Raw genomic sequence first — 24282 nt, 5'->3', positions numbered from 1 at the left:
CGGTCTCGGCGTGTTCCGGTGTTGCGGAAATGTTCACCCGACCGAGATGAGGCGGATGGCGCGGTCCTGCTCCATCAGCCACAGCAGCACCCGCGCCGCCTGCCCGCGTTCGCCCTTGAGCGCCGGGTCGAGCGTCAGCAGCGTGCGCGCGTCGCTCTGCGCCAGCGCCATGAGCCCGGCATGGCGTTCGAGATCGGCGATGCGGAAGCGCGGCAGCCCGGACTGGGCGGTGCCGATCACGTCGCCCGCGCCGCGCATCGCGAGGTCTTCTTCGGAGATGCGGAAGCCGTCCTCGGTCTCGCGCATGATCTCAAGCCGGCGCCGCGCGGTCTCGCCCAGTGGTGGCTGGTACATCAGCAGACAGGTGGACTTGGCCGTGCCGCGCCCGACCCGTCCGCGCAGCTGGTGCAGCTGAGCGAGGCCGAAGTTCTCGGCCCGCTCGATGACCATGATCGAGGCGGCGGGGACGTTGACGCCGACCTCGATGACGGTGGTGGCGACCAGCACCTTGGTCTCTCCCGCGACGAAGCGGGCCATGGCGGCGTCCTTCTCGGCAGGCGGCAGCTGCCCGTGCACCAGCCCGACCGCGCCTTCGCCCAGCGCGGCGCGGAGCCGCTTGAAGCGTTCCTCGGCGGCGGTCATGTCGGAGACCTCGCTCTCCTCGACCAGCGGGCAGACCCAGTAGGCCTGCCGCCCCTCGGCGATGGCGGCGCGCAGCTTCTCGACCACCTCGCCCAGCCGCTCGTTCGAGACCAGCGCGGTGGTGACAGGCGACCGACCCGGCGGCTTTTCGTCGAGTACGCTGACATCCATGTCGCCATACTGGGTGAGCGCGAGGCTGCGCGGGATCGGTGTGGCGGTCATCACCAGCACGTCGACGCCCTTACCCTTCGCCCCCAGCTCCATCCGCTGCGCGACGCCGAAGCGGTGCTGTTCGTCGATCACGGCGAGGCGCAGGTCGCGGAACTCCACGTCCTTCTGGAACACGGCATGGGTGCCGACGAGGATCTGGATGCGCCCCTCGGCCAGCGCGGCAAGCTTGGCGCGCCGCTCCGCTCCCTTGTCGCGGCCGGTGAGCAGCTCGATCACCACGCCGGCGCTCTCGGCCAGTGGCTGCAGCCCCTCGAGATGCTGTCGGGCGAGAATCTCGGTCGGGGCCATCATCACCCCCTGCCCGCCCGCCTCGACGGCGATCAGCAGCGCCATCAGCGCCACCAGCGTCTTGCCGGAGCCGACATCGCCCTGCAGCAGCCGGTTCATCCGCCCGTCGGAGCCCATGTCCTTGGCGATCTCGTCCACGGCGCGGGCCTGTGCCCCGGTGGGCGCGTAGGGCAGCGCGGCGATCACCTTGCGCCGGTAGCGCGTATCGCCCCGGCTGGAGCGACCCGGCGCGCGGCGGGCGCGGGAGCGGGCCAGCGCGAGGGTGAGCTGGTGAGCGAAGAGTTCGTCATAGGCCAGCCGCAGCCGCGCCGGGTGCGTAGGGGAAAGGTCGTCAGCACCATCGGGGTGGTGCAGCGCATCGAGCGCCGCGTGCCAGCCGGGCCAGCCCTCGCGCGCCTTCAGTCCGGGATCGATCCATTCCGGCAGATCCGGCGTCATGCCCAGCGCCGAGCGGGCGGCGCGGGCCATCAGCTTCTGCGTGATCCCGGCGGAGAGCGGGTAGACCGGCTCGAAGGCGGGGATCTGTTCGCCCTGCTCCACGGGCAGCACGTGGTCGGGATGCACCATCTGCGCGAGGCCGTCGAAGAGTTCGACCTTGCCGGAGACGAGGCGACGCGCGCCGACCGGCAGCGTGCGTTTCAGGTGGTCGCCGCGCGCGTGGAAGAATACGAGCTGGAAGCTGGTCTCCGCATCCTCCACCGTCACGCGCCAGGGCCGACCCTTCACCGCGGGCTCGTGATGACGCAGCACCTCGACCTCGACCGTGGCCACGGTGGGCGGGACGACCTCGCGCAGGCTGCGGCGACGGGTGCGGTCGATGCCGGAATGCGGCAGGGTCAGCACCACGTCGCGCGGTCGCGTGAGGCCCGCCGCCTCGAAGGCCTGCGCGGTCTTCGGCCCGATCCCGTCCAACGCCTTCAGGTCGCCGAAGAGCGGGAACAGGATCTCGGGCCGGCCCTTCACGCTCATGCGTCGCCGATCAGGGCGAGCCACCCGTCCTCGTCGATCACCTCCACGCCCAGCGCCTCGGCCTTCGCGGCCTTGGAACCGGCACCGGGACCGGCGATCAGCAGGTCGGTCTTGCCGCTCACCGAGCCGGCCACCTTGGCGCCGAGTTGCTCGGCGCGGGCCTTGGCCTCGGCGCGGGTCATCTTCTCGAGCGTGCCGGTGAAGACCACCGTCTTGCCCGCCACGGGGCTGCCCTCGGTCTTCGGGCGTTCGGCCTCCTGGATGTCAAGCTCGGCCACCAGCCGGTCGATGGAGGCGCGCTCGGCCTCCTGGCTCATGGCGGTGACGAGGCTGACGGCGACGGTGAAGCCGATGCCGTCGATACCGGTGATCTCGGCCCAGCTCGGGCTCTCGGGCAGTGCGGCCTTGCGGGCCTTGTCGTCCTCGGCCTGTGCGGCAGGCTCCGCGGCGGCGGCGTCCAGCGCGGCGATCAGCGCCTCCCACGTGCCGAAATGCCGGGCCAGCACGTTCGCGGCCACCTCGCCGACATGCGGGATGCCGAGGCCGAAGAGCATGCGCCCGAGCGGCACCTTGCGGGCGGTGTCGATCGCGTCGAACAGCGCGTTGGCCGACTTCTCGCCCCAGCCCTCGCGGTTCTTGAGCTGCTGCAGCCCCTGACCGTAACGGGTGCGCAGGGTGAAGATGTCGGCCGGCTCCCTGATCCAGCCATCCTTTTGGAACTGCTCCACCTGCTTCGCCCCGAGCCCGTCGATGTCGAAGGCGGCGCGCGAGACGAGGTGGCGCAGCTTCTCCACCGCCTGTGCCGGGCAGATCAGACCGCCGGTGCAACGCCGAACGGCGTCGCCCTCTTCACGCGGAGCCGCCGAGCCGCATTCGGGGCAACGATCTGGGAACACATAGGGAACACTGCCCTTCGGGCGGCGGGCCAGGTCGACATCGGCGATCTTCGGGATCACGTCGCCGGCGCGGTAAACCTGCACGCGGTCGCCCTCACGGATGTCGCGGCCCTCGCGGATCTCCATCCCCTTGGAGTCGCGCCCTCGGATGTAGTCCTCGTTGTGCAGCGTGGCGTTAGAGACGACGACGCCGCCCACGGTGACGGGCTTCAGACGCGCCACGGGCGACAGCGCGCCGGTGCGGCCGACCTGGATCTCGATCTTCTCGAGCGTGGTCCAGGCCAGCTCGGCCGGGAACTTGTGCGCGGTCGCCCAGCGCGGCGTGGTCGAGCGCATGCCGAGACGGCGCTGGAAGGACAGGTCGTCCACCTTGTAGACGACGCCGTCGATGTCGTAGCCGAGATCGGCGCGCTTCGCCTCGATCTCGCGGTAGGTGTCGACCATGCCCTCGGGCGTGTCGCAGCGCCGGGTCATCGGGTTGGTGCAGAAGCCCAGCGCATGCAGCCGTGCGATGGCGTCGAACTGGGTCTTAGCCAGCGGCGCGGAAAGCTCGCCCCAGGCATAGGCGAAGAAGCGCAGCGGCCGGTTGCGGGTGATCTCGGGGTCGAGCTGGCGCAGGGAGCCCGCGGCGGCATTGCGCGGGTTGGCGAAGGTCTTGCCGCCGCGCTCGGACTGGCGGGCATTGAGCGCCGCGAAATCGGCATGGCTCATGTAGACCTCGCCGCGCACCTCGAGGATGTCGGGCGCGCCGTCGAGCGTCTCGGGGATGTCGTCGATGGTGCGGGCGTTGGCGGTGACGTCTTCGCCGACCGCTCCGTCGCCACGGGTGGCGGCCCGCACCAGCTGGCCGTTTTCGTAGCGCAGGGACAGCGACAGCCCGTCGATCTTCGGCTCGGCGGTGAAATCGAGGGGCGCATCCTCGTCCAGCCCGAGGAAACGGCGGATGCGCTTGGCAAACTCGACCACCTCCTCATCGGTGAAGGCGTTGGACAGGCTGAGCATCCGCACCGCGTGCGCCACCTTGCCAAAGCCCTCGGCCGGTGCCGCGCCGACCTGTTCGGAGGGGCTGTCCGCGCGCTTCAGCTTCGGGAAGCGTGCCTCGATCTCGGCGTTGCGGCGGCGCAGCGCGTCGAACTCGGCATCGCTGATCTCCGGAGCGTCATGGGCATGATAGGCCGTGTTCGCCGCTTCGATCAGCGCGGCGAGCCGCGCGAGCTCATCGCCGGCCTGTGCCTCGGTCAAGTCGGAGACCTCGATCTGCCGCAGTTCCTGTTCCGTCGCCGCCAAGGCCGTCCCCCGTTCGCTTGCGGGCCCAGCGCCCGCGCCGCGAACTTAGAAGCCCGCCCCGGCAGCGTCCAGATCGGTCGGCGGGCCGAAGCCGGGAAAGGGGCCGCGTTCGCGCCGCTCAGGCCCCGACGGCGATCCTGGGGGCGGCCTGGCCCTTCGGCTCGGGGTCGCGCAGCACGTAGCCACGGCCCCAGACGGTCTCGATATAGGTCTCTCCACCGGTGGCCTGGGCCAGCTTCTTGCGCAGCTTGCAGATGAAGACGTCGATGATCTTCAGCTCCGGCTCGTCCATGCCGCCGTAGAGGTGGTTGAGGAACATCTCCTTGGTCAGGGTGGTGCCCTTGCGCAGGCTCAGAAGCTCCAGCATCTGGTATTCCTTGCCGGTCAGGTGCACCGGTTGGCCGGCCGCCTCGACGGTCTTGGCGTCGAGGTTGACCGACACCAGCCCGGTGGTGATCACCGACTGGGCATGGCCCTTCGAGCGGCGGATGATCGCATGGATCCGCGCGACCAGCTCGTCGCGGTGAAACGGCTTGGTCAGGTAGTCGTCGGCGCCGAAACCGAAGCCCTTGAGCTTGCTTTCGGTGCCGTCATCGCCCGACAGGATCAGGATCGGTGTCTCGACGCGGTTGAGCCGGAGCTGGCGCAGAACCTCGTGACCGTTCATGTCCGGCAGGTGCAGATCCAGAAGGATCAGGTCGTAGTCGTAGAGCTTCGCCAGGTCGATGCCTTCCTCCCCCATGTCCGTCGCGTAGACGTTGAGGTTCGCGTGGGTCAGCATCAACTCGATGCTCTTCGAGGTGGTCGGGTCGTCCTCCACAAGCAAAACGCGCATTTCTTGGCCCCTTCCGATACCGGCATGCGTTGAGTCCGACTTAACCGCTCAACCGTTAAAACCATGTTACCATGGTTGGAGAGTGCCAATACACGCTATGGTTGTCCACGCTTTCGTGCGGGACCCCGGTATTTCTGCACCGAGGTGGCCCTGAGCCCCGGGACACCATGCCGGCCCGCCAGCCGCTCCCAGCTGGCCAGTTCCTCGGGCGAGATCCCGTAGGTCTCCTCCACCCAGTCGCGCCGAACGAGCCCCGAGGCCACCGCCTTGAGCAGGGCCGCCTTGCGCGACGCCACCCAGCGGGCGGTGCCCGGCGGCGGCAGATCGGCACGGGTCATCACCGTGCCGTCGGGCAGCGTGACCGCGCGTGGCCCGTCGATCTTCCTGAGATACATCGTCACCCTCCTTCCACCCCCGACCGGACCCTGACGCGAAAGCCCCTAAGGACGGGTGAAGGAGGGGGGGTTGAGAACGGGCGCGTTTTTCATATATTCCGGCGCGATCGCCAGCGCCGCGCGCCGACGCCCCTCCCCAACGCGCAAGGATCACCCCATGCCGCTCGATACCGCAGTCAATTCGCTGGGCTTCGCCAAGCCGGCCTCCGAAACCCGCGTCGTGGTGGCCATGTCCGGCGGCGTCGACAGCTCGGTGGTGGCCGCCCAGCTCAAGGAAGAGGGTTACGACGTCGTCGGCGTGACGCTGCAGCTTTATGACCACGGCGCGGCGCTGGCCAAGAAAGGTGCCTGCTGCGCGGGCCGCGACATCCACGACGCGCGCCGCGTGGCCGAGAGCATGGGCTTTCCGCATTACGTGCTCGACTACGAGAACACCTTCCGCGAGGCGGTGATCGACGAGTTCGCCGACAGCTACCTCGCCGGTGCGACGCCGGTCCCCTGCATCCGCTGCAACGAGCGGGTGAAGTTCAAGGACCTGCTCGCCACCGCCAAGGATCTCGACGCCGACTGCATGGCGACCGGGCACTACATCCGCCGCGAGATGGGCGAGCACGGGGCCGAGTTGCACTCGGCCGCCGACGCCAACCGCGACCAGAGCTACTTCCTGTTCTCGACCACGCAGGAGCAGCTCGACTACCTGCGCTTTCCGCTCGGCGGGCTGGCGTCGAAGGCCGAGACGCGCGCGCTCGCCGCGCGCTACGGGCTGTCGGTCGCAGACAAGCCCGACAGCCAGGACATCTGCTTCGTGCCGAACGGCAACTACGCCGCGGTGATCGAGAAGCTGCGCCCCGGCGCGGCCGAGCCGGGCGAGATCGTGCATGCCGACGGCCGGGTGCTGGGCGAGCATCGCGGGCTGATCCACTACACGGTGGGCCAGCGGCGGGGCCTTGGCATCGGCGGCCTCGACGAGCCGCTCTACGTGGTCAAGCTCGACGTCGACGCCCGCCGCGTCGTGGTCGGCCCGAAGGAGATGCTGGCAACGCGCCGGGTGCCGATCCGCGAGGTCAACTGGATCGGCGGCGGCAGCTTCACCGACCAGGCCGAGCGCGAGGTGCTGGTGCGCGTGCGGTCCACCCGACCGCCGGCGCCCGCCGTGATCCGCCCGATCAGCGAAACCGAGGCCGAGGTCGAGCTTCTGTCGCCCGAGCAGGGTGTCTCGCCGGGCCAGGCCTGCGTGTTCTACGCCACCGAGGGCAGCCGCGTGCTGGGCGGCGGCTGGATCTGGAAGGGCCGCTGAGGCCGGGGGCAAAACTCTTCGAAGAGTTTTGCCGGTATCTCCGAAGAAACCGGTACTAGCCCGCGCGGTCGAGGATCGCGCGGGCCGCGCGCAGCCCCGGGGCCTCGCCTGCCGCACCCAACCGCTGCATCGTCTCGGCCAGCGCCGCGCGCTGCGCCTCGGGACGCTCCAGCACCCGCAGCAGCGCCCGGCCTATCGGCTCGGGCTGGCAATCGCGGCCGATATATTCCGGCACCACGCGGGTCTCGCTCACGAGGTTCACCAGCGTCACCGTGTCGGTCAGCAGCATCCGCCCGATAATCTGCCGCGAGATCCAGCCCATGTCGTAGGCCACGACCATCGGCGTATCGGCCGCCGCCAGCTCCAGCGACACCGTGCCCGAAGCCGCGAGCGCGACGTCGGCGGCGCGGAAGGCCGCGCGCTTCTCGGCCCCGTCCGGGTCGTCGGCCGGATCGATCAAGAGCGGCGCGACGTCCCAATGCCGCGTCTCCGCGCGTACGAGGTCCGCCACCGGCGCGGCGCAGGGCAGCACCACGCGGGCCTCGGGCAGCGCCGCCTGCACGCGGGCCAGCGCCGCGCCGAAGGTCTCGGACAGGCGCTGCACCTCGCCCCGCCGCGATCCGGGCAGCGCCAGCACCAAGGGCGCATCACCGATGCCGTGGCGGTCGCGGAAAGCGCGGGCTTCCTTCTCGGTGGCCTGCGGGTCGGTCACGACCGGGTGACCGACGAAGTCGCACTCCATCCCGGCCGCCTCCATGTAGGGCGGCTCGAACGGAAAGAGCGCCAACACGTGGTCGATGCTGCGCGCCATTTTTGCCGCCCGGCCCGGCCGCCAGGCCCAGACCGTCGGCGCGACGTAATGCACGCAGCGCACCTTTGCGCCCGCCTCCTTCACCCGCCGCGCCACGCGCAGGCAGAAATCGGGGCTGTCGATGGTCAGCAGGATGTCGGGCCTGGTCTCGATCACCGCGCGGGCGGTCTCGTCGATGCGGCGCATGAGCTGGCGGTAGCGCGGCAGCACCTCGGCGATGCCCATCACCGACAGCTCGTCCATCGGAAAGCGGCTCTTCAGCCCTTCGGCCTGCATGCCGGGCCCGCCGACGCCGTCGAAGGCGATGCCGGGGGACAGCTGCTTCAGCCCCGCCATGACGGCCCGGCCGAGCCGATCGCCCGAGGGCTCGCCCGCGATGACGAAGACCCGCATCAGCGCACCCAGAGCGCGATGCCGTGGCGGTCCGCCAGCGCGACGACCTCGTCGCGGCCCAGCACCATGACACCGCCCGCCGCGATGACGATGGCCGAGAGGCCCGCGCGCGCCGCGCGCTCCACCGTGGCTGGGCCGATCACCGGCAGATCGGCGCGGCGATCCTGACCGGGCTTGGGCGCCTTGTAGAGCAGCCCGCCCGCAGCCTCGCCGTTCGCGAGGCTGTCGAGCATCCAGTCGGTGCCGGGCAGCGCCTCGACCGCGAGGCAGAGGCCGCCGCGCACCACGCAGGCCTGCCCGACATCGGCGGCGGCCATGGCGCGGTGCACCGCCTCGGCGCGGTCGGCATCGGCGCGATGCGCGTCGTTCGGGGCGACCGCACCCAGCGCCCCGGCTTCGGGCAGCAGGTCGGGCGCGATCTCGTGCGCGGCGCGCAGGGCGAAGCCCTGTTCTTCGAGGAGCGCCATCACGGCGCGCAGCGTGCCGTCGTCGCCCTGGCCCATGGCTGCCATCAGGCGCGGCACCAGCGGCGCGGTGGCGGCGTCGATGGCCGACGGGTCGACCGCGGGGCGGGTCATCGCGCCGGCAAGGCAGATCTCGTCCACGCCGTGCGCCTTCAGCTCGGCCAGCAAGGTGCCGAGCGTCTCGATGCGGTAGGATAGCCGTTCGGCCACCTCGGGCGCATCGACCGGCACGCCGCGCATCTCGCAGACCAGCGCGTCGGGGCGGCGCGCCAGGATCTCGCCCGGCAGCGCCCCGGTTCCGGCAAGGAGCGCCAGCGCCATCTCAGCCCTGCGGCGTCAGGAACTGGCGGTCGCTGTCGCCCGAGACGAAGGCCACGAGTTCGCGCACCAGGGCGCTGTCGCTCTCCGACAGGTCGGCCGCGCGCTGGTGGAAGGTGCCGTCGCCCTCGGCCAGCGCCCGGAAGGCGGCGCGCAGCGCGGAAATCTCGGCGCGCTCGGTGCCGCGGCGCTTCAACCCGACGAGGTTCAGACCGTCGAGCCGGCCGCGCGGCCCCTGCACGAGACCGAAGGGAATGACATCGTTGGTCACCATGGTCACCGCGCCGATGATCGCGCCGCGGCCGATGCGGACGAACTGGTGGATGCCGCAGAGCCCGCCGACGATCACGTCGTCGCCGATCTGGCAGTGGCCGGCGACGCTGGCGTGGTTCACGAGGATCACCCGGTCGCCGACGGTGACGTCATGCGCGACGTGGCAGCCGGCCATCAGCAGGCAGTCGTCGCCCACCCGCGTCTCGCCGCCGCCGCCCTGGGTGCCGGTGTTGATCGTCACGTGTTCGCGGATGCGGTTGCGCGCACCGATCCGCAGCCGGGTGCGCTCGCCGCCGAACTTCAGGTCCTGCGGGATCTCGCCGATCACCGCGAAGGGGAACACCACCGTCTCCGCGCCGATCTCGGTGTCGCCGGTGACGACGACGTGGCTCTTGAGCTCGACGCCGTCGCCCAGCACCACCTCGGGCCCGACATGGCAGAACGGGCCGACGCGGCAGCCTTCGCCGATCCGCGCGCCCTCCTCGATCACGGCGGAAGGGTGGATCGCGGCCATCAGCCCTGCAGGTCCATCATCGCGGTGAACTCGGCCTCGGCGGCCATCTCGCCATCGACGGTAGCCACGCCCTTGAAGCGCCAGACCTTGCCGCCGGGCTTGCCGCGCGTGGTCTCGACCCGCATCTCCAGCCGGTCGCCGGGCACCACCTTGCGGCGGAACTTGCAGTTGTCGATGCCCATGAAGTAGATCAGCATGTTGCCGTCGACGAGGCCCATCGAGGCCCCGACCATCACGCCCGCGGTCTGCGCCATCGCCTCGACAATGGTGACGCCCGGCATGATCGGCGTGCCGGGGAAATGCCCCTGGAAATGCGGCTCGTTCATGGTGACGTTCTTCAGGCCCGTGGCCGAGCGCGTGCCGTCGATGTCGACCACGCGGTCCACCAGCAGGAACGGGTAGCGATGCGGCAGGATGCGCTGGATCAGCTGGATGTCGGCGGTGGTGGGCGCGCCCGTCTCGGGGGTGTCGGTCATGTCTCGGGGTCCTTCCCTCGGGGCCAATATTCGCCGTCTGACTAGCAACTCGCCCCCCGCCCGGCAAGCGCCGGCCCCGATCGCCCGGCCTCAGCGCGGCGCCGGGTCCTCGCCCCGGGGCGCGTCCTCGATCTCGGCCCCGTCGCCCACCGCGGCGTCGAGCGCGGCGATCGCGGCATCGGTGGCGTCGACCGCACCGGTCGACAGAAACACCGCCCGGCGGTCGAGCATCACCGAGGCGCCGCGGGCGATCATCACCTCGCCGAGCGTTGGTCCGGCCGCGGCGAGAAAGCGTTCGCGGCTTTGCGCGATTTCCTGCTGCAGCGCCCTTTCCCTCGCGTCGCGTTCACGGCGGATCTGCTGCACCTTGGCGTCGAACGCCTCGGCCTCGGCCCGGAAGGCCTCGGGCGTCATGTCGGCGCGGCGTTCGGTCAGGCTCTGCTCTTCCGCCGTCAGCTCGGCCTCGAGGGCGCGGTTTTCCTCGGCCAGCGCCTCGGAGTCCTGCTGCAGTTCGCGCGCGATGCGCTGGCCGAAGCGGGTTTCGGCAAACAGCCGCTCGGTGTCGATCACCAGAACCGCGGAAACGGCGGGCGCCGGCGCCGGCGCGGCCTGCGTGTCGGCCACGGGCCGGGCATCGGCCACGCGCTGGGCCATGGCCGGACCGGCCGACAGCGCCAGGCAAAGGCCGAGAAGCGCCAGAGCCGCGCGGCGCATCAGAAGCGCGAGGAAATCGTCAGGTCGAAGTTGCGCGTCTCGTCCCGCTCCTCGGCCTGAAGGGCCTCGGTGAAGTTGAAACGCAGCGGCCCGATCGGCGTGTCCCAGAAGATCGAGGCGCCGACCACCGCCCGCGGCGTGTAGTCGTCATAGAGCACCTCGGCCCCGGTGCCGCGATCCGAGCCGATGTCCCAGACCGAGCCGTAATCCGCGAACAGGCCGCCGGAGATGCCGTAATCCTCCGGCAGGCCGAGCGGGAACTCCGCCTCGAGCCGGGTCACGGCATACTTGTTGCCGCCGAGCGCATCGTCGGAATCCGCATCGCGCGGCCCGATCCCGCCCGGCTCGAAGCCGCGCATGAGCCGGCTGCCGAGGAAGAAGCGGTCGGTGACGCGGGTGTCGCCGTCCTCGTGATGCAGCACGCCGCCCTCGACGGTGGCGCGCAGCAGCACGTCCTCGCCCCAGACCCGGGTCTCGGCCGAGGCCAGCGCCGTGGTCTTGATGAAGGCCTCGTCGCCGACGCCGAACTCCTGCCCGAAACGCAGGCGATAGCCGCTGCGCTGGTCGAGGCCGGCGCGGCGGCTGTCGTAGCTGTAGTTGTAGCCCACCGAGTTGGTCCAGACGCCGGCCTCTTCCTTCTCGGCCTTGATGATCTCGCTCGCATCGTCGGAGACGTCGGTGATGTCGGTGTACTCGGCGGCGTAGTAAGTCTGCAGCCGGCCGTTCTCGCTCACCGGGAAGGTGAAGGAGGGCGAGATCCGGAAGGTGTCGGTGTCGTAGAGCGCCGAGTCGTTGTCGGTCGAGCGGTAGTCGACGCCGATGCCAAAGCGCAGGTCGCGGCCGAGGAAGGCCGGCTCGGCGAAGTCGAAGGAGATGCGGCGGTTCTTCTCGCTGGTCGAGATGTCGAGGCTGAACAGCTGGCCGCGGCCGAGGAAGTTGCGCTCGGAGAACCCGGCCACGAGGCCGAGGCCGTTGTCGGTCGAGAAGTTCGCGCCGAAGGAGAGCGAGCCGGTGGGCTGCTCCTCGACATCGACGTCGATCACGACGCTGTCGGGGCGCGAGCCGGGCCGTGCCTGCACGTCGGCGTCGGCGAAGTAACCGAGGGCACGGATGCGCTCGGCGCTCTCGCGGATGGCGCGCGGGTTGAAGGGGTCGCCCTCGACGGTGTTGAACTGCTGGCGCACGACGCGGTCGAGCGTCGTGGCGTTGCCCTCGATGTCGATCCGCTCGACGAAGATGCGCTCGCCGCGGGTCAGCACGTAGGTGACGTCGAGCGACAGGTCGCGCGGGTTGCGCTCGATCCGCGGCTCGACCCGCAGGAAGTCGACACCCTGCCGGATCGCCAGCTTCTCCATGCGCGCGATGTCGTTCTCGATCGCGGTGGGCGAATAGGTCTCGCCCCGGTCGAGCTCGACCGCCGACTCGAAGCGGGCGGCGTCTAGCCCCTCGATCTCGCTGGCCACGCCGACGCGGTTGATGCTGTATTGCTGCCCCTCGCGGATGTTGAGCGTCAGCAGGTAGGCGTCGCGTTCGCGGGTGAGCGAGCTGTCGACATCGAGCACCTCGAAGTCGATATAGCCGCGCGAGCGGTAGAAATCGGTCAGCAGCTGCCGGTCCAGCGCGATCCGGTCCGCCACGAAAGTGTCGTTCTTGAGCAGCTGGCGCAGGAGCCCGGCCTGGCGGGTTGCCAGAACGCTGCGCAGCCGCCGGTCGGAGAAGCTGCGGTTGCCGGTGAAGGAGATCCGCTCGATCTCGGTGACGCCGCCCTCGGCGATCTGGTAGACCAGATCGACGCGGTTGTCGGAGCGCTCGATCAGCGCCGGCCGCACGGTGGCGTTGATCCGGCCGCGATCGACATAGGCCGCGGCAATGGCGTCGGCATCGGCCTGCGCCTGCACCGGGTTGTAGACCCGGCGCTCGGTCGAAGACACGATCTGCGACAACTCCGCGTCGTCGACCCTGGAATTGCCCTCGAAGGCGATGCGGTTGATGGTCGGGAACTCGGTGACCTCGATCACCAGCCTGTCGCCCTCGGGGCGCAGGTCCACGCTCTGGAACAGGCCCGATTCACGGATCCGCTGGGCGGCGTCGTTCAGCGCCGCGGCCGAGACCCGTTCGCCCCGCGTCACGCCGGCATAGGTGAGGATGGTGCCGGTCTCGATCCGGCGGTTGCCCTCGACCGAGACATCGTCGAAGCGGAATTCCTGCGCCCAGGCCGGCGCCGTGGCCGCCAGTACCGCCGCGATGGCCGCGACGCTCGCGCCGGCCGAGATCCTGCGCGCGAACGCGCCCCTGCTGCGAGCCGTCATCGTCACCATCCCTGCCCCGCGTCGTTTCTTGGCAACGGAGTACCGGCAGCCGCGCGGCTTGTCAAAAGAACTGGGCGAGCCGACGCCAGATTATGCGCGTCAGGGGGATGTGGTCCACACGGCCAGCACCAGCGCGACCAACGTCACGGCCGGAAAGAGCAGCCGGTCGAGGTTCATCGCAAGCAGCAGCCCCAGGGGCCTGATCGAGGTGTCGTGCATCGCCAAGCCTCCAGCAAGAGCGTCCATGGGCTCATCATGCCGCCGGATCGTGGCGACATTCGGGCAAGGCGGTGGCTCGGGCGGCGCCGCTCAGGGGCAGAGGAACAGGTCGTTGAGCACCGCGAAGACGGTCAGCGTCAGGATCAGCGACAGCCCGAGCGCCATCAGCAGCCGCAGCGCCTTGTCGCCGGGCTGGCGGCCGGTGATCGCCTCGTAGCCGAAGAACACCAGATGGCCGCCGTCGAGCACCGGGATCGGAAACAGGTTCAGAAGGCCCACCGCGGTGGACAGCACGGCGACGAACCAGATGAAGCTTGCCGCGCCCTGCTCGGCCATGGCGCCCGAGGTTTGGGCGATGCCGACCGGGCCCGAGAGGTTGCACGACGAGATCGCGCCGGTGATCATGTGCCACAGCCCCGACAGCGAGGACGTGATGATGGTCCAGACCTGGCCGGCCGCTTCGGCCATTGCCGTGGCGAGGCCGGGCGACTCGGTGGCGGCCTCGAAGAACAGCCCCGAGGAGATGCCCATCAGCCAGCGGGTCTCGAAACCGCCGCCCTCGCGCGGCAGGTCGACCCGGCGCGGCGCCAGCGCCAGATCGCGGGTCTCGCCGTCGCGCCAGACCCGCAGCGACAGCTCGCGCCCGTCGGAGCGGCTGACGATGTCGACCAGTTCGGCGAAGGCGAAGACCTCCTGCCCGTCGAGCGACAGGATGACGTCGCCCGGACGCAGCCCGGCATCGGCCGCGGCCGAGCGCGGCGAGACGCCGCCCACCAGCGGCGGCTGCGGGTAAGGCCCGCGCAGCATCCGCTCCTGACCGTCGCGCCGCACGCGGTAGTCGAGCACCAGCTCGGCCGGCAGTTCGCCCAGCACGGCGAGGCCGCCGCTTTCGGGCAGGGTCCGCCCGTCGATCGCGAGGATCTCGTCGCCGGGCCGCAGCTCGTTGACATAGCCCGCCGGCAGCGGCGCGAGCGACTCCACGGTCAGAGGGTCGGTCGCGCGCCCCTGCGCGAGGATCACGCCGGCGAAGATCGCGAGGCTGAGCACGAAGTTGAAGATCGGGCCGGCCGCGACGGTCGCCGCGCGCGCCCAGAGCGGCGCGCCCAGCATGGTGTGGCGCAGCCGCGCCGCGTCGGTCCCGGCCGCGTGCCCGACCGAGGCGGCATTGGCGTCGCCCAGGAACTTGACATAGCCGCCGAAGGGCAAGGCCGCGACCTGCCAGCGGGTGCCGCGCCGGTCGGTGCGCGAGAACAGCACCGGCCCGAAGCCGAGGCTGAACACCTCGGCATGGATGCCCGACAGGCGGCCGATGATGTAGTGGCCGTATTCGTGGATCGCCACGATCACCGACAGCGCGGCCACGAAGGCTAGCAGGGTGAAGGCGGCATTGCCGAATTGCGGCAGGATCTGGCTGAGCTCCAAGGCGATGTCGTCCTATGCGGCTTGGGTCGCCGCGGCACGGGCCGCGCGCGACCGCGCTTCTGCGTCGGCCCCAAGGACCGCGTCGAGGCCCGGAGTGTCAACCCGCAGAAGCCCATCACGCGACATCGTGTCCAGCACCTGCTCGACCACCGGCGCCATCGCCATGAAGCCGAGGCGCCGCTCGAGAAAGGCGTCGAGCGCGGCTTCCTTGGCGGCGTTGAAGGCGGCGCCGGCGAGGCCGCCCTCCTCCATCACCCGCCTTGCCAGCCCCAGCGCCGGGTAGCGCGCCGCCTCGGGCGCCCGGAAGGTCAGGCTGCCGAGCCGGGCGAGATCGAGCCGCTCGACCGGCAAGGCGCGCCGCTCGGGCCAGTTCAGCGCGTAGCCGATGGCATGGCGCATGTCGGGCGCGCCCATATGCGCCATCAGCGCCCCGTCATTGAAGCCGACCAGCGCATGCACGAGGCTCTCGGGGTGGACCACCACTTCGACCTGATCGGGCTTGAGGCCAAAAAGCTCCTTGGCCTCAATGACTTCGAGGGCCTTGTTGAACATGGAGGCGCTGTCCACGGTGATCCGCTGGCCCATCGACCAGTTCGGGTGCGTCGCCGCCTGTTCGGGCGTGGCCTGCGCGAGACGCTCGAGCGGCCAGTCGCGGAAGGCACCGCCCGAAGCCGTCAGGATGACCCGCTCGACCGCCGCGCGTTCCTCGCCCACCAGCGCCTGGAACACCGCCGAATGTTCGCTGTCGACCGGCAAGAGCGTCGCGCCGTGGCGCTGCGCCTCGGCCAGAACGAGCGGGCCGGCCGCGACCATGGTTTCCTTGTTGGCCAGCGCCAGGGTCGCCCCCTGCCGGATCGCCGCGAGACCGGGCAGCAGCCCGGCCGCGCCGACGATGGCGGACATGACCCAGTCCGCCGGCCGCGCCGCGGCCTCGGCAATCGCGGCGTCACCCGCCGCGACCTCGATGCCGGTGCCAGACAGGCGCTCGGCCAGTTCGTCGCGGCAGGCCTCGTGGCAGGTGACGGCGACCTGCGCCTTCAGAGCCCGGGCCTGCTCGGCCAGCAGCGCCACGTTGCGGCCGCCGGTCATCGCGACCACCTCGAAACGTTCGGGCGCGGCGGCGATCAGCTCGACCGTCTGGCAGCCGATCGAACCGGTCGCGCCGAGAATCGAGACGCGTTTCAAAAGTCCACTCCGGGCAGGAAGCCCAGCGCCGAGACGAGCAGCATGAAGAGCGAGGCGCCGAGCATCGCGTCGAACCGATCGAACAGCCCGCCATGGCCGGGGATCAACGCCGAGCTGTCCTTGACCTTCATGCGGCGCTTGAGCGCGCTCTCGGCGATGTCGCCCATCTGGCTGGCAAAGCTCAGAAGCATCGAGATCCAGATCAGGTGCCACGGGCTCGACGTCAGCAATGCGAAGGCCAAGCCCACCGCACCGGCAGCGACCCAGCCGGCCGAGGTGCCGGACCAGGTCTTCTTGGGGCTGACCTTGGGCCAGAATTTCGGGCCGCCCAGCGCCCGGCCGGCGACGTAGCCGAACACGTCGGTGAAGGTGACCACGAGGATCAGCCAGAGCAACCAGGTAAAGCCGTACTCGGCCCGGAACGTGACGAGCCCCCAGCCCGCGACCTCGATCCCGAGCGCGAATCCGAAGAAGGTGAGCCGCTCGCGCTTGAGCATCATCGCGCCAGCGAGCGGCGCGACGAGAAACAGCAGGAGCACCCAGTTCTCGTGGCTCGACAGCTGGCCCGACAGCACCGAGGCGCAAAGCGCGGCGAGCAGCATGCCCGGCGTCGGCTTGCCGGGCTCGATCATCATCCAGAGTTCCCAGACCATGACGGCGGTCACGAAGACCGTCAGCATCTGGAACCACAGCCCGCCCATCATCACCGCCAGCGCGCCGATCACCGCCATCGCGGCCCCGGAGGCCATTCGGGTTCCCAGATCGCCCCAACGGCCGGGGTCGGCGAGTGCCGCGGTCGAAGACGCCATGCCGCCCCCCTCTCTCGTCTTGCTGTCCGCTTCCTCCGCCATCAGGCCTTGACGGCTCCGAAGCGGCGGTCTCGGGCGGCGAAGCCGGCGCAGACCTTTGCGAACTCCTCGGGCGTGAAATCGGGCCAGAGCGTGTCGATGAACTCGTACTCCGCATAGGCGGACTGCCACAGCAGGAAGTTCGAGATCCGCGCCTCGCCCGAGGTGCGGATCACGAGGTCGGGGTCCGGCAGCACATGGGTGTCGAGAAAGCGCGACAGCGTCTCGGCATCCACGTCCTTGTGGGTCAGCCGCCCCTGTTCGATCTCGTAGGCGAGCCGCTTGGCGGCGCGGGTGACCTCGTCGCGGCCGCCGTAATTGAGCGCCACGGTGAGATGCACCCGGTCATTGCCGGCGGTGAGAAGCTCAAGCTCGTCCATCAGCGCCACGAGCTTCTCGTCGAGCCGGATGCGGTCGCCGATGAAGCGGACGCGCACGCCCTTCTTGAACAGCGCCCGCGCCTCGCGCGCGATGTAGCGCCGGAACAGCGCCATCAGCCCCGAGACCTCGGCCTGCGTGCGACGCCAGTTCTCGGTCGAGAAGGCGAAGATCGTCAGGTATTCGACCCCGAGATCGGGGCAGGCCTCGACGATGTCGCGGACCCTCTTGGCCCCGGCCTGATGGCCGAACAGCCGCGGTCGCCCGCGCTGCTGCGCCCAGCGGCCATTGCCGTCCATGATGATGGCGACGTGTTTCGGTCCGCCCGATCCGGTCTTGTCCTGCTCGGCAGCCATCGCGGCCTCCTGGAGGTGAGAATGTCGAGGCCGGCGCCTCAGACCTGCATGATCTCGGCCTGCTTGGTCTCAAGCTGCTGATCGACCTGCTTGATGTAGCGGTCGGTCAGCTCCTGGACCTCCTGCTCCCAGAACTTCTGGTCGTCCTCGGACAGGCCGTCGGCCTTGGCCTTCTTGATCTGGTCCATGCCGTCGCGGCGCAGGTTGCGGATCGCCACCCGCGCATGCTCGGCATAGGTGCCGGCCACCTTGGTCAACTCGCGCCGGCGCTCTTCGTTCAGTTCCGGGATCGGCAGCATGATGATGGTGCCGTTGAGCTGCGGGTTGATGCCGAGCCCGCTTTCGCGGATCGCCTTCTCCACCTTGCCGACCATCGCCTTGTCCCAGACGTTGATGGTCACCATGCGCGGCTCGGGCACGTTGACGGTGCCGACCTGGTTGATCGGGGTCATCTGGCCATAGGCCTCGACCTGCACCGGCTCGAGCATTGAGGCCGAGGCGCGGCCGGTGCGCAGCGAGGCAAACTCGGTGCGCAGCGCTGCGATGGCGCCGTCCATGCGGCGCTGGAGGTCGTCGGTGTCGAGTTCGAAATCGTCTGCCATCGGTCTCTTCTTGTCGTTCGAGGGAGCGGCTGTTCGTTGCCGGTCTACCGGCAATACGCCCCGCGTTCCAGAACCCTTTGCCGGGACCGGCCTTCGCCCGGTCCCGCGGGGGACTGAAAAAGCTCAGCCATGCACCCGTGTCGAGGTTCCCTCGCCGGCCAGAATGCCGCGGAAGCCGCCCGGCTCGTCAAGGCTGAAAACGATGATCGGAAGATCGTTGTCGCGCGCGAGCGCGATCGCCGAGGCGTCCATCACGCCGAGATGCTTCTGCAGCACCTCGTCATAGGTGACGGTCTCGTAACGCTTCGCATCCTCGAACTTCTTGGGGTCTCTGTCGTAGACGCCGTCCACCTTGGTGCCCTTGAAGATCGCCTCGCAGCTCATCTCGTTGGCGCGCAGCGTCGCCGCGGTGTCGGTGGTGAAATACGGGTTGCCGGTGCCGGCGGCGAAGATGCAGACGCGCTTCTTCTCGAGATGGCGCACCGCGCGGCGGCGGATGTAGGGCTCGCAGACCTGGTCCATCGGGATGGCCGAGATCACGCGGGTGAACACGCCCAGCGTCTCGAGCGCCGACTGCATAGCCAGCGCGTTCATCACCGTGGCGAGCATGCCCATGTAGTCGGCGGTGGTGCGCTCCATGCCCTGGGCCGAGCCCGAGAGGCCGCGGAAGATGTTGCCGCCGCCGATCACCATGCAGATCTCGACGCCGAGGTCGTGCACCGACTTGACCTCGCGCGCGATGCGTTCGACGGTCGGCGGATGCAGCCCGAACGCCGTGTTCCCCATCAGCGCCTCCCCGGAGATCTTGAGCATCACCCTGCGGAAAGCGGGCTTTTGGGTCTCGGACATGGAGGCTCCGTGGTCTGTTGGGGATGTTTTGGGTCGCGCGGGAAGATGGACGAAAGCGGCAGGCAGTTCAATGCCGTGCGAACGCCTTCGGCGGCCTCCGGCCGGAAATGAGCGACATGGCCGACATCGCGCGCGGGCTCGACCCTGCGCGCCCGGTGCTGATCGCCGGGCCCACCGCCTCGGGAAAATCGGCGCTGGCGCTTGAGATCGCCGAAACCGGCGGCGGTGTCGTGATCAATGCCGACGCGCTGCAGGTCTATGCCGACTGGCGCATCCTGACCGCGCGCCCCTCGATCGAGGAGGAGGCGCGCGCTCCGCATGCGCTTTACGGCCATGTCGGGCGCGGGCAGGACTGGTCGGTCGGACATTGGCTGCGCGCGGTCGCGCCGCTGCTGGAGGGCGCGCGGCCGGTGATCGTCGGGGGCACCGGGCTCTACTTCTCGGCCCTGACCGAAGGCCTGGCCGAGATACCGGCCACGCCGGTCGAGGTGCGGGCCGAGGCCGATGCCATCGCCCTGCCCGAGCTGGTGGCCGGGCTGGACCCGCGCAGCCGGGCGCGGATCGACCTGAACAACCGCGCGCGGGTGCAGCGCGCCTGGGAGGTGCTGCGCGCCACCGGGCGCGGCATCGCCGACTGGCAGGCCGACACGCCGGCGCCGCTGCTGCCGCTCGACCAGGCCCAGCCACTGGTCCTGCGCCCCGAACCGGGCTGGCTGAACGCCCGCATCGCGCGCCGCTTCGACGCGATGCTGAGGGACGGCGCGCTCGACGAGGTCCGCGTGGCGCTGCCACATTGGAGCCCGACCGCCCCATGGGCCCGCGCGATCGGCGCCCCGGAACTGGTCGCGCATCTGCGCGGCGCGGCCACGATCGAAGCCGCGCGGAACGACGCGGTCATCGCCTCTCGGCAATATGCCAAGCGCCAGCGCAGCTGGTTCCGCAACCGGATGTGCGGCTGGCGCGCCATCGATCCCGCCACGCTCTGAACCAAGGCTGCCAGGGCTTTGACCCGGCAGGAGAAACGGCTAGAACTTGTAAGGCCGCCATGGCCGCCGCAAGAGCGGCCCCCGCGCATGCCGGAGGATCGCCGATGCCCCCGCCCCGTTCCGCCGCCCTGCATCCCGTGGCAAGTGCCGATGCCCGGGAACTGCGTGCCGGCCGCATGTCGCGCCGCGAGTTCCTGACCCGCGCCACGGCGCTGGGCGTCTCGGCGCCCGCGGCGCTGGGCCTCGCCGGGCTGCCGGTGCCGGGCCGTGCCGGGCCCTCGCCACGGCCGGGCGGCACGTTGCGCGTGGAAATGGAGACCCGGCCGATCGTCGATCCGCGCCGCGCGGAATGGAGCCAGGTCGCGAACTTCTACCGCGGTTGGCTCGAATACCTCGTGCGCTACCAGCGCGACGGAACGCTGGTGCCGATGCTGCTGGAGCGCTGGGAGGTCGACGACGCGGCCACCCTGTTCACGCTGCACCTGCGCGAGGGGGTGACTTGGAACAACAGCGACCGCTTCACCGCGGACGACGTCGTGCGCAACATCGAAGGCTGGTGCGACAGCCGCGTGCCCGGCAACTCGATGGCGCTGCGGATGTCGGCGCTGCTGGATCCGGCCACGGGCCGGGCCCGGCCCGGCGCGATCGAGCGGCTGGACGAGGTCACCGTCCGGCTGACGCTGTCGCGGCCCGATGTCTCGCTGATCGCCTCGATGGCCGACTACCCTGCCGCGATCGTGCATGGCAGCTTCGACGGCGGCGATCCCTCAGAGCGCCCCGTGGGCACCGGGCCCTACCTGCCCGAGACGAACGAGCCGGGCCAGCGCCAGGTGCTGGTGCGCAACCCGGACCATGACTGGTGGGGCACGGAGATTTTCGGCGGGCCCCATCTCGACCGGATCGAGTATCTCGACTACGGCACCGACCCGGCGGCGAAGCTCGCCGCCGCCCGGGCGGGCGAGATCGACATGACCGCCCGCACCGCCGGCGATTTCGTGACGGCCTTCGACGAGATCGGCTGGACCGGATCGGAGGTGATGAGCGCCGCGACGCTGGCCGTGCGGTTCAACCAGGCCCATGCACCCTATGGCGAGCTGCGGGTGCGGCGGGCGCTGCAGATGGCGGTCGACAACGCCATCATTCTCGAGCTGGGCCATGGCGGCCGCGGTCTCGTCGCCGACAACCACCATGTCTGCCCGATCCATCCCGATTACGCGGAGGTCGAACCGCAGCAGCACGACCCCGCCGCCGCCCGCGCGGCACTGGTCGAGGCGGGGCACGGCGCGCATGTGTTCGAGCTGGTCTCGCTCGACGACGCCTGGCAGGCCCGAAGCTGCGACGCCGTGGCCGCCCAGCTTCTCGATGCCGGCATCTCGGTCGAGCGCCGCGTGCTGCCCGGCCCTCTCTTCTGGGACGGCTGGCGCGATTTTCCCTTCTCGGCCACCGAATGGAACATGCGCCCGCTCGGCGTGCAGGTGCTATCGCTGGCCTACCGCTCGAACGCGCCGTGGAACGAGACCGGCTACGCGAACGAGACCTTCGACCAGCTGCTGGACGAGGCGATGTCCGTCACCGATGCCCGGCGCAGGTCGCTGGTGATGGCGCGGATCGAACGGCTCCTGCAGGAAGACGGCGTGCTGATCCAGCCCTACTGGCGCGCCCTCTTCCGCCACCACGCCCCGGCGGTCCGGGATGCCGGGATGCATCCGATGTTCGAACATCACCACCATGAATGGTGGATCGACCGGTAGCCCGGCTAACGCCGGCTGCGCGAACCGCCCCGCCCGGTCTGCACGCGGGAATTGTCAAAAAAGCCACACTCGCTCTCTGGTAGGGCCGGAACAGAGGGGTCGGCTCGACCCCTGCCGGCTGACCGCTTAGCCCCTTTGGGCACCAAGACAGACCGGGCGGCCCGACGGCATGACACGAGAACAAAAAGCGTTGATCTTCGTGCTGACGGGCGGGCTGTTGTGGTCGATCCAACCGGTGTTCCTGCTCATCTTCGGCCAAAGGTACCAGGAAACGAACTCTGTCTTCGTGCTGCTCAACCATGTGGGGATCGTGGCCGTGGTGGGGACCACCGCCTTCTTCACGGCCAATCGCAAGCGTGTCGCGGCGGCGTTTCGCAGCCGCGCCGACAAGTGGAGTTTCCTGCTCACCACCGTGGCCGACGGGCTTCTGGTCAGCATCGCATTCATTGCCTTGGCGAAGTCCGCGAGGGGCGGCGACCTCGTCACGGCGGCCGTCATCTTCGAGGCCTGGCCGATCATCGCGACCGCCATGCTGTCGTGGTTCAGCAAGAAGAGAGACGACAGGAACTGGGCCTCGAGGCTCGCGCTCGTCCTGTTCTGCGCCGGCTTCCTGATCATCAACCTCACCGACATCCGAATCCTGCTGCAATTCGGAGAGTTCTCGGACACGCTCCTGCCCGTCGTCTCGTCGCTCAGCATGGGCCTAACCGTGGTGGTGGTGCAGGTCTATATTAGGCGGCGTGCCAGTTTCTCCAGAATGCGGGAGTTCAGCGTTTTCCTGACGGTTCGCGCGTTGGCGGCCACCCTGTTCATAGGACTCTACTGCCTGGTCGAAGCCGCGCCGGGACGTCTGGAGTTTAGCGTGGAATTCGTCAGCGCGAGCCTGCTGATCGGCGTTCTCGTATCGCTGAATTCCTTCTTCTTTCATATCGGCGCGCGCAACATCAGCGGCAATGTTGGAACCCTAGCCGCGCTGATCGCGCCTGTGCTCGCGCCGGTCATCATCTACATGCTGGGCTATGGCCATTTGCACACCAACTTATTGGTGGGCTCAGCGGGAATCTTCGCGGGGATCGCGCTGACCTCGCGCGGCAAGGACATCAACGGCCAGTTCCTGCTGATCCTTCTGGCGATCGCCGCCTTCGGCCATGTCGTCATTTTCATCCCCGGCCGGGGCGCGCCGCATTACTGGGCCTATATCCAGACGATTTCCGTGTTTTTTGGGCTCCTGCAGGCCTCGGCTATCACGCGGCTGTCGAACCGCTTCGAAAGGCTCATCTCCCTGAGAAGCATCTGCGCCCATGACGCGGGATCCTCGAATGCCGCCCGGGCCGAGCTCATGGCGCTGAAAAGGGAGTCGACCTCGATCTCGGAACTGCTCCTGCTAAGCATCGTGGCCCTGGCGAGCATCATCATCACCTTGTACTCGCGCGAGAACTCGTTCGAGGGGGACTCGATCGCCTACATCATCTGCGTGACCATCAGCTACATGATGGTGATCTGCTGGGTACTTCAGAAAAGGATCATGCATTTCGATCTCGACCCCCTTTCCGATCTGGCGCAGCAGCGGGGTCGAATGCCGGGGCGCGTTCTCAGCTATGCTCTGATCGTCCTGATGTTCGTATGGTTCTTGTCGATCATCTGGTCCGTGCCGCGGTAACCCTGCGCCGGCGCGGGCGGGCGAGCACGAATTCGGCGGCTGACACGGAACAGGTCGAGCCGCGCGAGAATTAAGCCGGCATGACACATCAGAACCTCCAATGGGCAGTCCCCGTGATGCGCCTCGGCTATGCCGGGCGCGGCCTCATCTACCTCGTCGTGGCGATCCTGTCGTTGATGGCGATCTGGCGCGGCTCGACGCCGGGCGGCACGGGCGAGGCGATGGCCTCGCTGGAGCGCGCCTGGTGGGGCGTCGGGCTGCTGGCGCTGATCGCGATCGGCCTCGCCGCCTACGGCGTCTGGCGGCTGGCCGCGGCGTTCTGGGATCTCGAGGCCTATGGCAGCAATGCCAAGGGCGCGGTGGCCCGGACCGGTCAGGTGGTAACCGGGCTGATCCATCTCGGCCTCGCCGGCACCGCCGCGGCGATCCTGATGCCGTCCTCCAGCGGCTCTGGCGGCGGCTCCAGCCTCGACAAGTGGACCGCGCAGGTCATGCAGGTGCCCTTCGGCCAGTGGATCGTCGGCCTTGCCGGGCTGATCGGCATCGGGGCCGGGATCTACTACATCCACAAGGGTCTTTCGGGCAAATACATGCAGAACCTGCGCGCCAAGTCCGCGACGCTGAAGCTCAAGCCCGCCCTGACGGCCGGCCTCGCCGCGAACGGCGCGGTGATCGCCATCGTCGGCGGCTTTCTCGCTTGGGCGGCCTGGACGCTGAACCCCGACCAGGCGGGCGGCCTGGCCGAAGCCTTCGACTGGCTGCGCGACCAGCCCTTCGGCACGGCACTCGTCACAGCGCTCGCGGCCGGCCTGCTCGGCTTTTCGCTGTTCTGCTTCGTCAACGCCGCCTACCGGATCGTGCCGAAGCTCAAGACCGACGACATGGAGACCATGGCGCGCAAGCTCGCCGCGTGA

At 69.5% G+C, this 24282-nt stretch carries 21 protein-coding genes; 5 read left to right on the top strand and 16 right to left on the bottom strand.

The features are described 5' to 3' along the window. Positions 1-33 precede the first annotated feature (33 nt). From recG to sciP, 4 genes are all read right to left on the bottom strand, one after another. The gene (gene recG / locus BLT43_RS01805; RefSeq protein ID WP_242652185.1) at positions 34-2130 is read right to left on the bottom strand and encodes an ATP-dependent DNA helicase RecG; all 2097 of its coding nucleotides are present in this window, start codon (positions 2128-2130) and stop codon (positions 34-36) included. Then, positions 2127-4313, bottom strand: coding sequence for an NAD-dependent DNA ligase LigA (ligA, locus tag BLT43_RS01800; protein ID WP_242652184.1), 2187 nt, complete (start codon positions 4311-4313; stop codon positions 2127-2129). The genes recG and ligA overlap by 4 nt, the downstream gene beginning before the upstream one ends. Before the next feature lie 118 nt (positions 4314-4431). Continuing rightward, on the bottom strand, positions 4432-5148 hold the full coding sequence (ctrA, locus tag BLT43_RS01795) for a response regulator transcription factor CtrA (RefSeq protein WP_090109543.1): 717 nt from the start codon (positions 5146-5148) through the stop codon (positions 4432-4434). 95 nt (positions 5149-5243) lie between these two features. Continuing rightward, a complete protein-coding gene (gene sciP / locus BLT43_RS01790; protein WP_090109541.1) occupies positions 5244-5543 on the bottom strand; it encodes a CtrA inhibitor SciP in 300 nt (99 codons plus the stop codon). A gap of 157 nt (positions 5544-5700) precedes the next feature. Between sciP and mnmA the strand changes: the two genes are divergently transcribed. Beyond that, on the top strand, positions 5701-6840 hold the full coding sequence (gene mnmA, locus BLT43_RS01785; protein WP_090109539.1) for a tRNA 2-thiouridine(34) synthase MnmA: 1140 nt from the start codon (positions 5701-5703) through the stop codon (positions 6838-6840). Between the two features lie 55 nt (positions 6841-6895). On the opposite strand, the gene lpxB is transcribed toward mnmA, so the two are convergent. The 12 genes from lpxB to pyrH form a co-directional block, all read right to left on the bottom strand. Beyond that, positions 6896-8044 (bottom strand): lipid-A-disaccharide synthase, encoded by a 1149-nt coding sequence (gene lpxB, locus BLT43_RS01780; protein ID WP_090109538.1) that lies wholly within the window; start codon positions 8042-8044, stop codon positions 6896-6898. Continuing rightward, positions 8044-8829, bottom strand: coding sequence for an LpxI family protein (locus BLT43_RS01775; protein WP_090109536.1), 786 nt, complete (start codon positions 8827-8829; stop codon positions 8044-8046). Before BLT43_RS01775 ends, lpxB begins: the two co-directional genes overlap by 1 nt. 1 nt (position 8830) lies before the next feature. Next, on the bottom strand, positions 8831-9613 hold the full coding sequence (gene lpxA / locus BLT43_RS01770) for an acyl-ACP--UDP-N-acetylglucosamine O-acyltransferase (protein WP_090109534.1): 783 nt from the start codon (positions 9611-9613) through the stop codon (positions 8831-8833). After that, the gene (gene fabZ / locus BLT43_RS01765; protein WP_090109532.1) at positions 9613-10089 is read right to left on the bottom strand and encodes a 3-hydroxyacyl-ACP dehydratase FabZ; all 477 of its coding nucleotides are present in this window, start codon (positions 10087-10089) and stop codon (positions 9613-9615) included. The genes lpxA and fabZ overlap by 1 nt, the downstream gene beginning before the upstream one ends. A gap of 90 nt (positions 10090-10179) precedes the next feature. Further along, entirely contained in the window at positions 10180-10803 is a 624-nt protein-coding gene (locus BLT43_RS01760; protein WP_090109530.1) for an OmpH/Skp family outer membrane protein, read from the bottom strand. Further along, positions 10803-13112 carry an outer membrane protein assembly factor BamA gene (gene bamA, locus BLT43_RS01755; protein ID WP_242652183.1) on the bottom strand — a complete coding sequence of 770 codons (2310 nt, stop codon included), beginning with the start codon at positions 13110-13112 and terminating at the stop codon, positions 10803-10805. The genes BLT43_RS01760 and bamA overlap by 1 nt, the downstream gene beginning before the upstream one ends. 309 nt (positions 13113-13421) lie before the next feature. Further along, on the bottom strand, positions 13422-14753 hold the full coding sequence (rseP, locus tag BLT43_RS01750; protein WP_090109527.1) for an RIP metalloprotease RseP: 1332 nt from the start codon (positions 14751-14753) through the stop codon (positions 13422-13424). A gap of 12 nt (positions 14754-14765) precedes the next feature. Continuing rightward, positions 14766-15938 (bottom strand): 1-deoxy-D-xylulose-5-phosphate reductoisomerase, encoded by a 1173-nt coding sequence (gene dxr / locus BLT43_RS01745; RefSeq protein ID WP_090109525.1) that lies wholly within the window; start codon positions 15936-15938, stop codon positions 14766-14768. Continuing rightward, entirely contained in the window at positions 15935-16687 is a 753-nt protein-coding gene (locus BLT43_RS01740) for a phosphatidate cytidylyltransferase (RefSeq protein WP_242652182.1), read from the bottom strand. Before BLT43_RS01740 ends, dxr begins: the two co-directional genes overlap by 4 nt. A gap of 101 nt (positions 16688-16788) precedes the next feature. Then, positions 16789-17520 (bottom strand): polyprenyl diphosphate synthase, encoded by a 732-nt coding sequence (gene uppS / locus BLT43_RS01735; RefSeq protein ID WP_090109521.1) that lies wholly within the window; start codon positions 17518-17520, stop codon positions 16789-16791. Positions 17521-17558: 38 nt separating this feature from the next. Beyond that, a complete protein-coding gene (gene frr / locus BLT43_RS01730; RefSeq protein WP_090109520.1) occupies positions 17559-18122 on the bottom strand; it encodes a ribosome recycling factor in 564 nt (187 codons plus the stop codon). A gap of 123 nt (positions 18123-18245) precedes the next feature. Next, positions 18246-18971, bottom strand: a complete 726-nt coding sequence (gene pyrH, locus BLT43_RS01725) for a UMP kinase (RefSeq protein ID WP_090109518.1) — start codon at positions 18969-18971, stop codon at positions 18246-18248. A 107-nt stretch (positions 18972-19078) separates the two neighbouring features. On the opposite strand from pyrH, the gene miaA reads away from it, so the two are divergent. The 4 genes from miaA to BLT43_RS01705 all read left to right on the top strand — a co-directional run bounded on the left by miaA (position 19079) and on the right by BLT43_RS01705 (position 24282). After that, a complete protein-coding gene (gene miaA / locus BLT43_RS01720) occupies positions 19079-19957 on the top strand; it encodes a tRNA (adenosine(37)-N6)-dimethylallyltransferase MiaA (protein ID WP_090109516.1) in 879 nt (292 codons plus the stop codon). Between the two features lie 104 nt (positions 19958-20061). Beyond that, complete coding sequence (locus tag BLT43_RS01715) at positions 20062-21708, top strand: ABC transporter substrate-binding protein (RefSeq protein ID WP_242652181.1); 1647 nt, start codon at positions 20062-20064, stop codon at positions 21706-21708. 190 nt (positions 21709-21898) lie between these two features. Next, positions 21899-23368, top strand: a complete 1470-nt coding sequence (locus BLT43_RS01710) for a hypothetical protein (protein ID WP_090109513.1) — start codon at positions 21899-21901, stop codon at positions 23366-23368. Between the two features lie 80 nt (positions 23369-23448). Continuing rightward, positions 23449-24282, top strand: a complete 834-nt coding sequence (locus tag BLT43_RS01705) for a DUF1206 domain-containing protein (protein WP_242652180.1) — start codon at positions 23449-23451, stop codon at positions 24280-24282.

Source organism: Limimaricola pyoseonensis, from assembly GCF_900102015.1.
GTDB lineage: Bacteria > Pseudomonadota > Alphaproteobacteria > Rhodobacterales > Rhodobacteraceae > Limimaricola > Limimaricola pyoseonensis.
This window is presented reverse-complemented; position numbering and strand designations above follow the sequence as displayed.

Excerpts from the sequence above, each read along its gene's own strand:
- recG (WP_242652185.1), bottom strand. The coding sequence starts at position 2,130 with ATGAGCGTGAAGGGCCGGCCCGAGATCCTGTTCCCGCTCTTCGGCGAC.
- ctrA (WP_090109543.1), bottom strand. The coding sequence starts at position 5,148 with ATGCGCGTTTTGCTTGTGGAGGACGACCCGACCACCTCGAAGAGCATC.
- sciP (WP_090109541.1), bottom strand. The coding sequence starts at position 5,543 with ATGTATCTCAGGAAGATCGACGGGCCACGCGCGGTCACGCTGCCCGAC.
- mnmA (WP_090109539.1), top strand. The coding sequence starts at position 5,701 with ATGCCGCTCGATACCGCAGTCAATTCGCTGGGCTTCGCCAAGCCGGCC.
- lpxB (WP_090109538.1), bottom strand. The coding sequence starts at position 8,044 with ATGCGGGTCTTCGTCATCGCGGGCGAGCCCTCGGGCGATCGGCTCGGC.
- BLT43_RS01775 (WP_090109536.1), bottom strand. The coding sequence starts at position 8,829 with ATGGCGCTGGCGCTCCTTGCCGGAACCGGGGCGCTGCCGGGCGAGATC.
- lpxA (WP_090109534.1), bottom strand. The coding sequence starts at position 9,613 with ATGGCCGCGATCCACCCTTCCGCCGTGATCGAGGAGGGCGCGCGGATC.
- fabZ (WP_090109532.1), bottom strand. The coding sequence starts at position 10,089 with ATGACCGACACCCCCGAGACGGGCGCGCCCACCACCGCCGACATCCAG.
- BLT43_RS01760 (WP_090109530.1), bottom strand. The coding sequence starts at position 10,803 with ATGCGCCGCGCGGCTCTGGCGCTTCTCGGCCTTTGCCTGGCGCTGTCG.
- bamA (WP_242652183.1), bottom strand. The coding sequence starts at position 13,112 with ATGACGGCTCGCAGCAGGGGCGCGTTCGCGCGCAGGATCTCGGCCGGC.
- BLT43_RS01740 (WP_242652182.1), bottom strand. The coding sequence starts at position 16,687 with ATGGCCTCCGGGGCCGCGATGGCGGTGATCGGCGCGCTGGCGGTGATG.
- uppS (WP_090109521.1), bottom strand. The coding sequence starts at position 17,520 with ATGGCTGCCGAGCAGGACAAGACCGGATCGGGCGGACCGAAACACGTC.
- frr (WP_090109520.1), bottom strand. The coding sequence starts at position 18,122 with ATGGCAGACGATTTCGAACTCGACACCGACGACCTCCAGCGCCGCATG.
- pyrH (WP_090109518.1), bottom strand. The coding sequence starts at position 18,971 with ATGTCCGAGACCCAAAAGCCCGCTTTCCGCAGGGTGATGCTCAAGATC.
- miaA (WP_090109516.1), top strand. The coding sequence starts at position 19,079 with ATGAGCGACATGGCCGACATCGCGCGCGGGCTCGACCCTGCGCGCCCG.
- BLT43_RS01715 (WP_242652181.1), top strand. The coding sequence starts at position 20,062 with ATGCCCCCGCCCCGTTCCGCCGCCCTGCATCCCGTGGCAAGTGCCGAT.
- BLT43_RS01705 (WP_242652180.1), top strand. The coding sequence starts at position 23,449 with ATGACACATCAGAACCTCCAATGGGCAGTCCCCGTGATGCGCCTCGGC.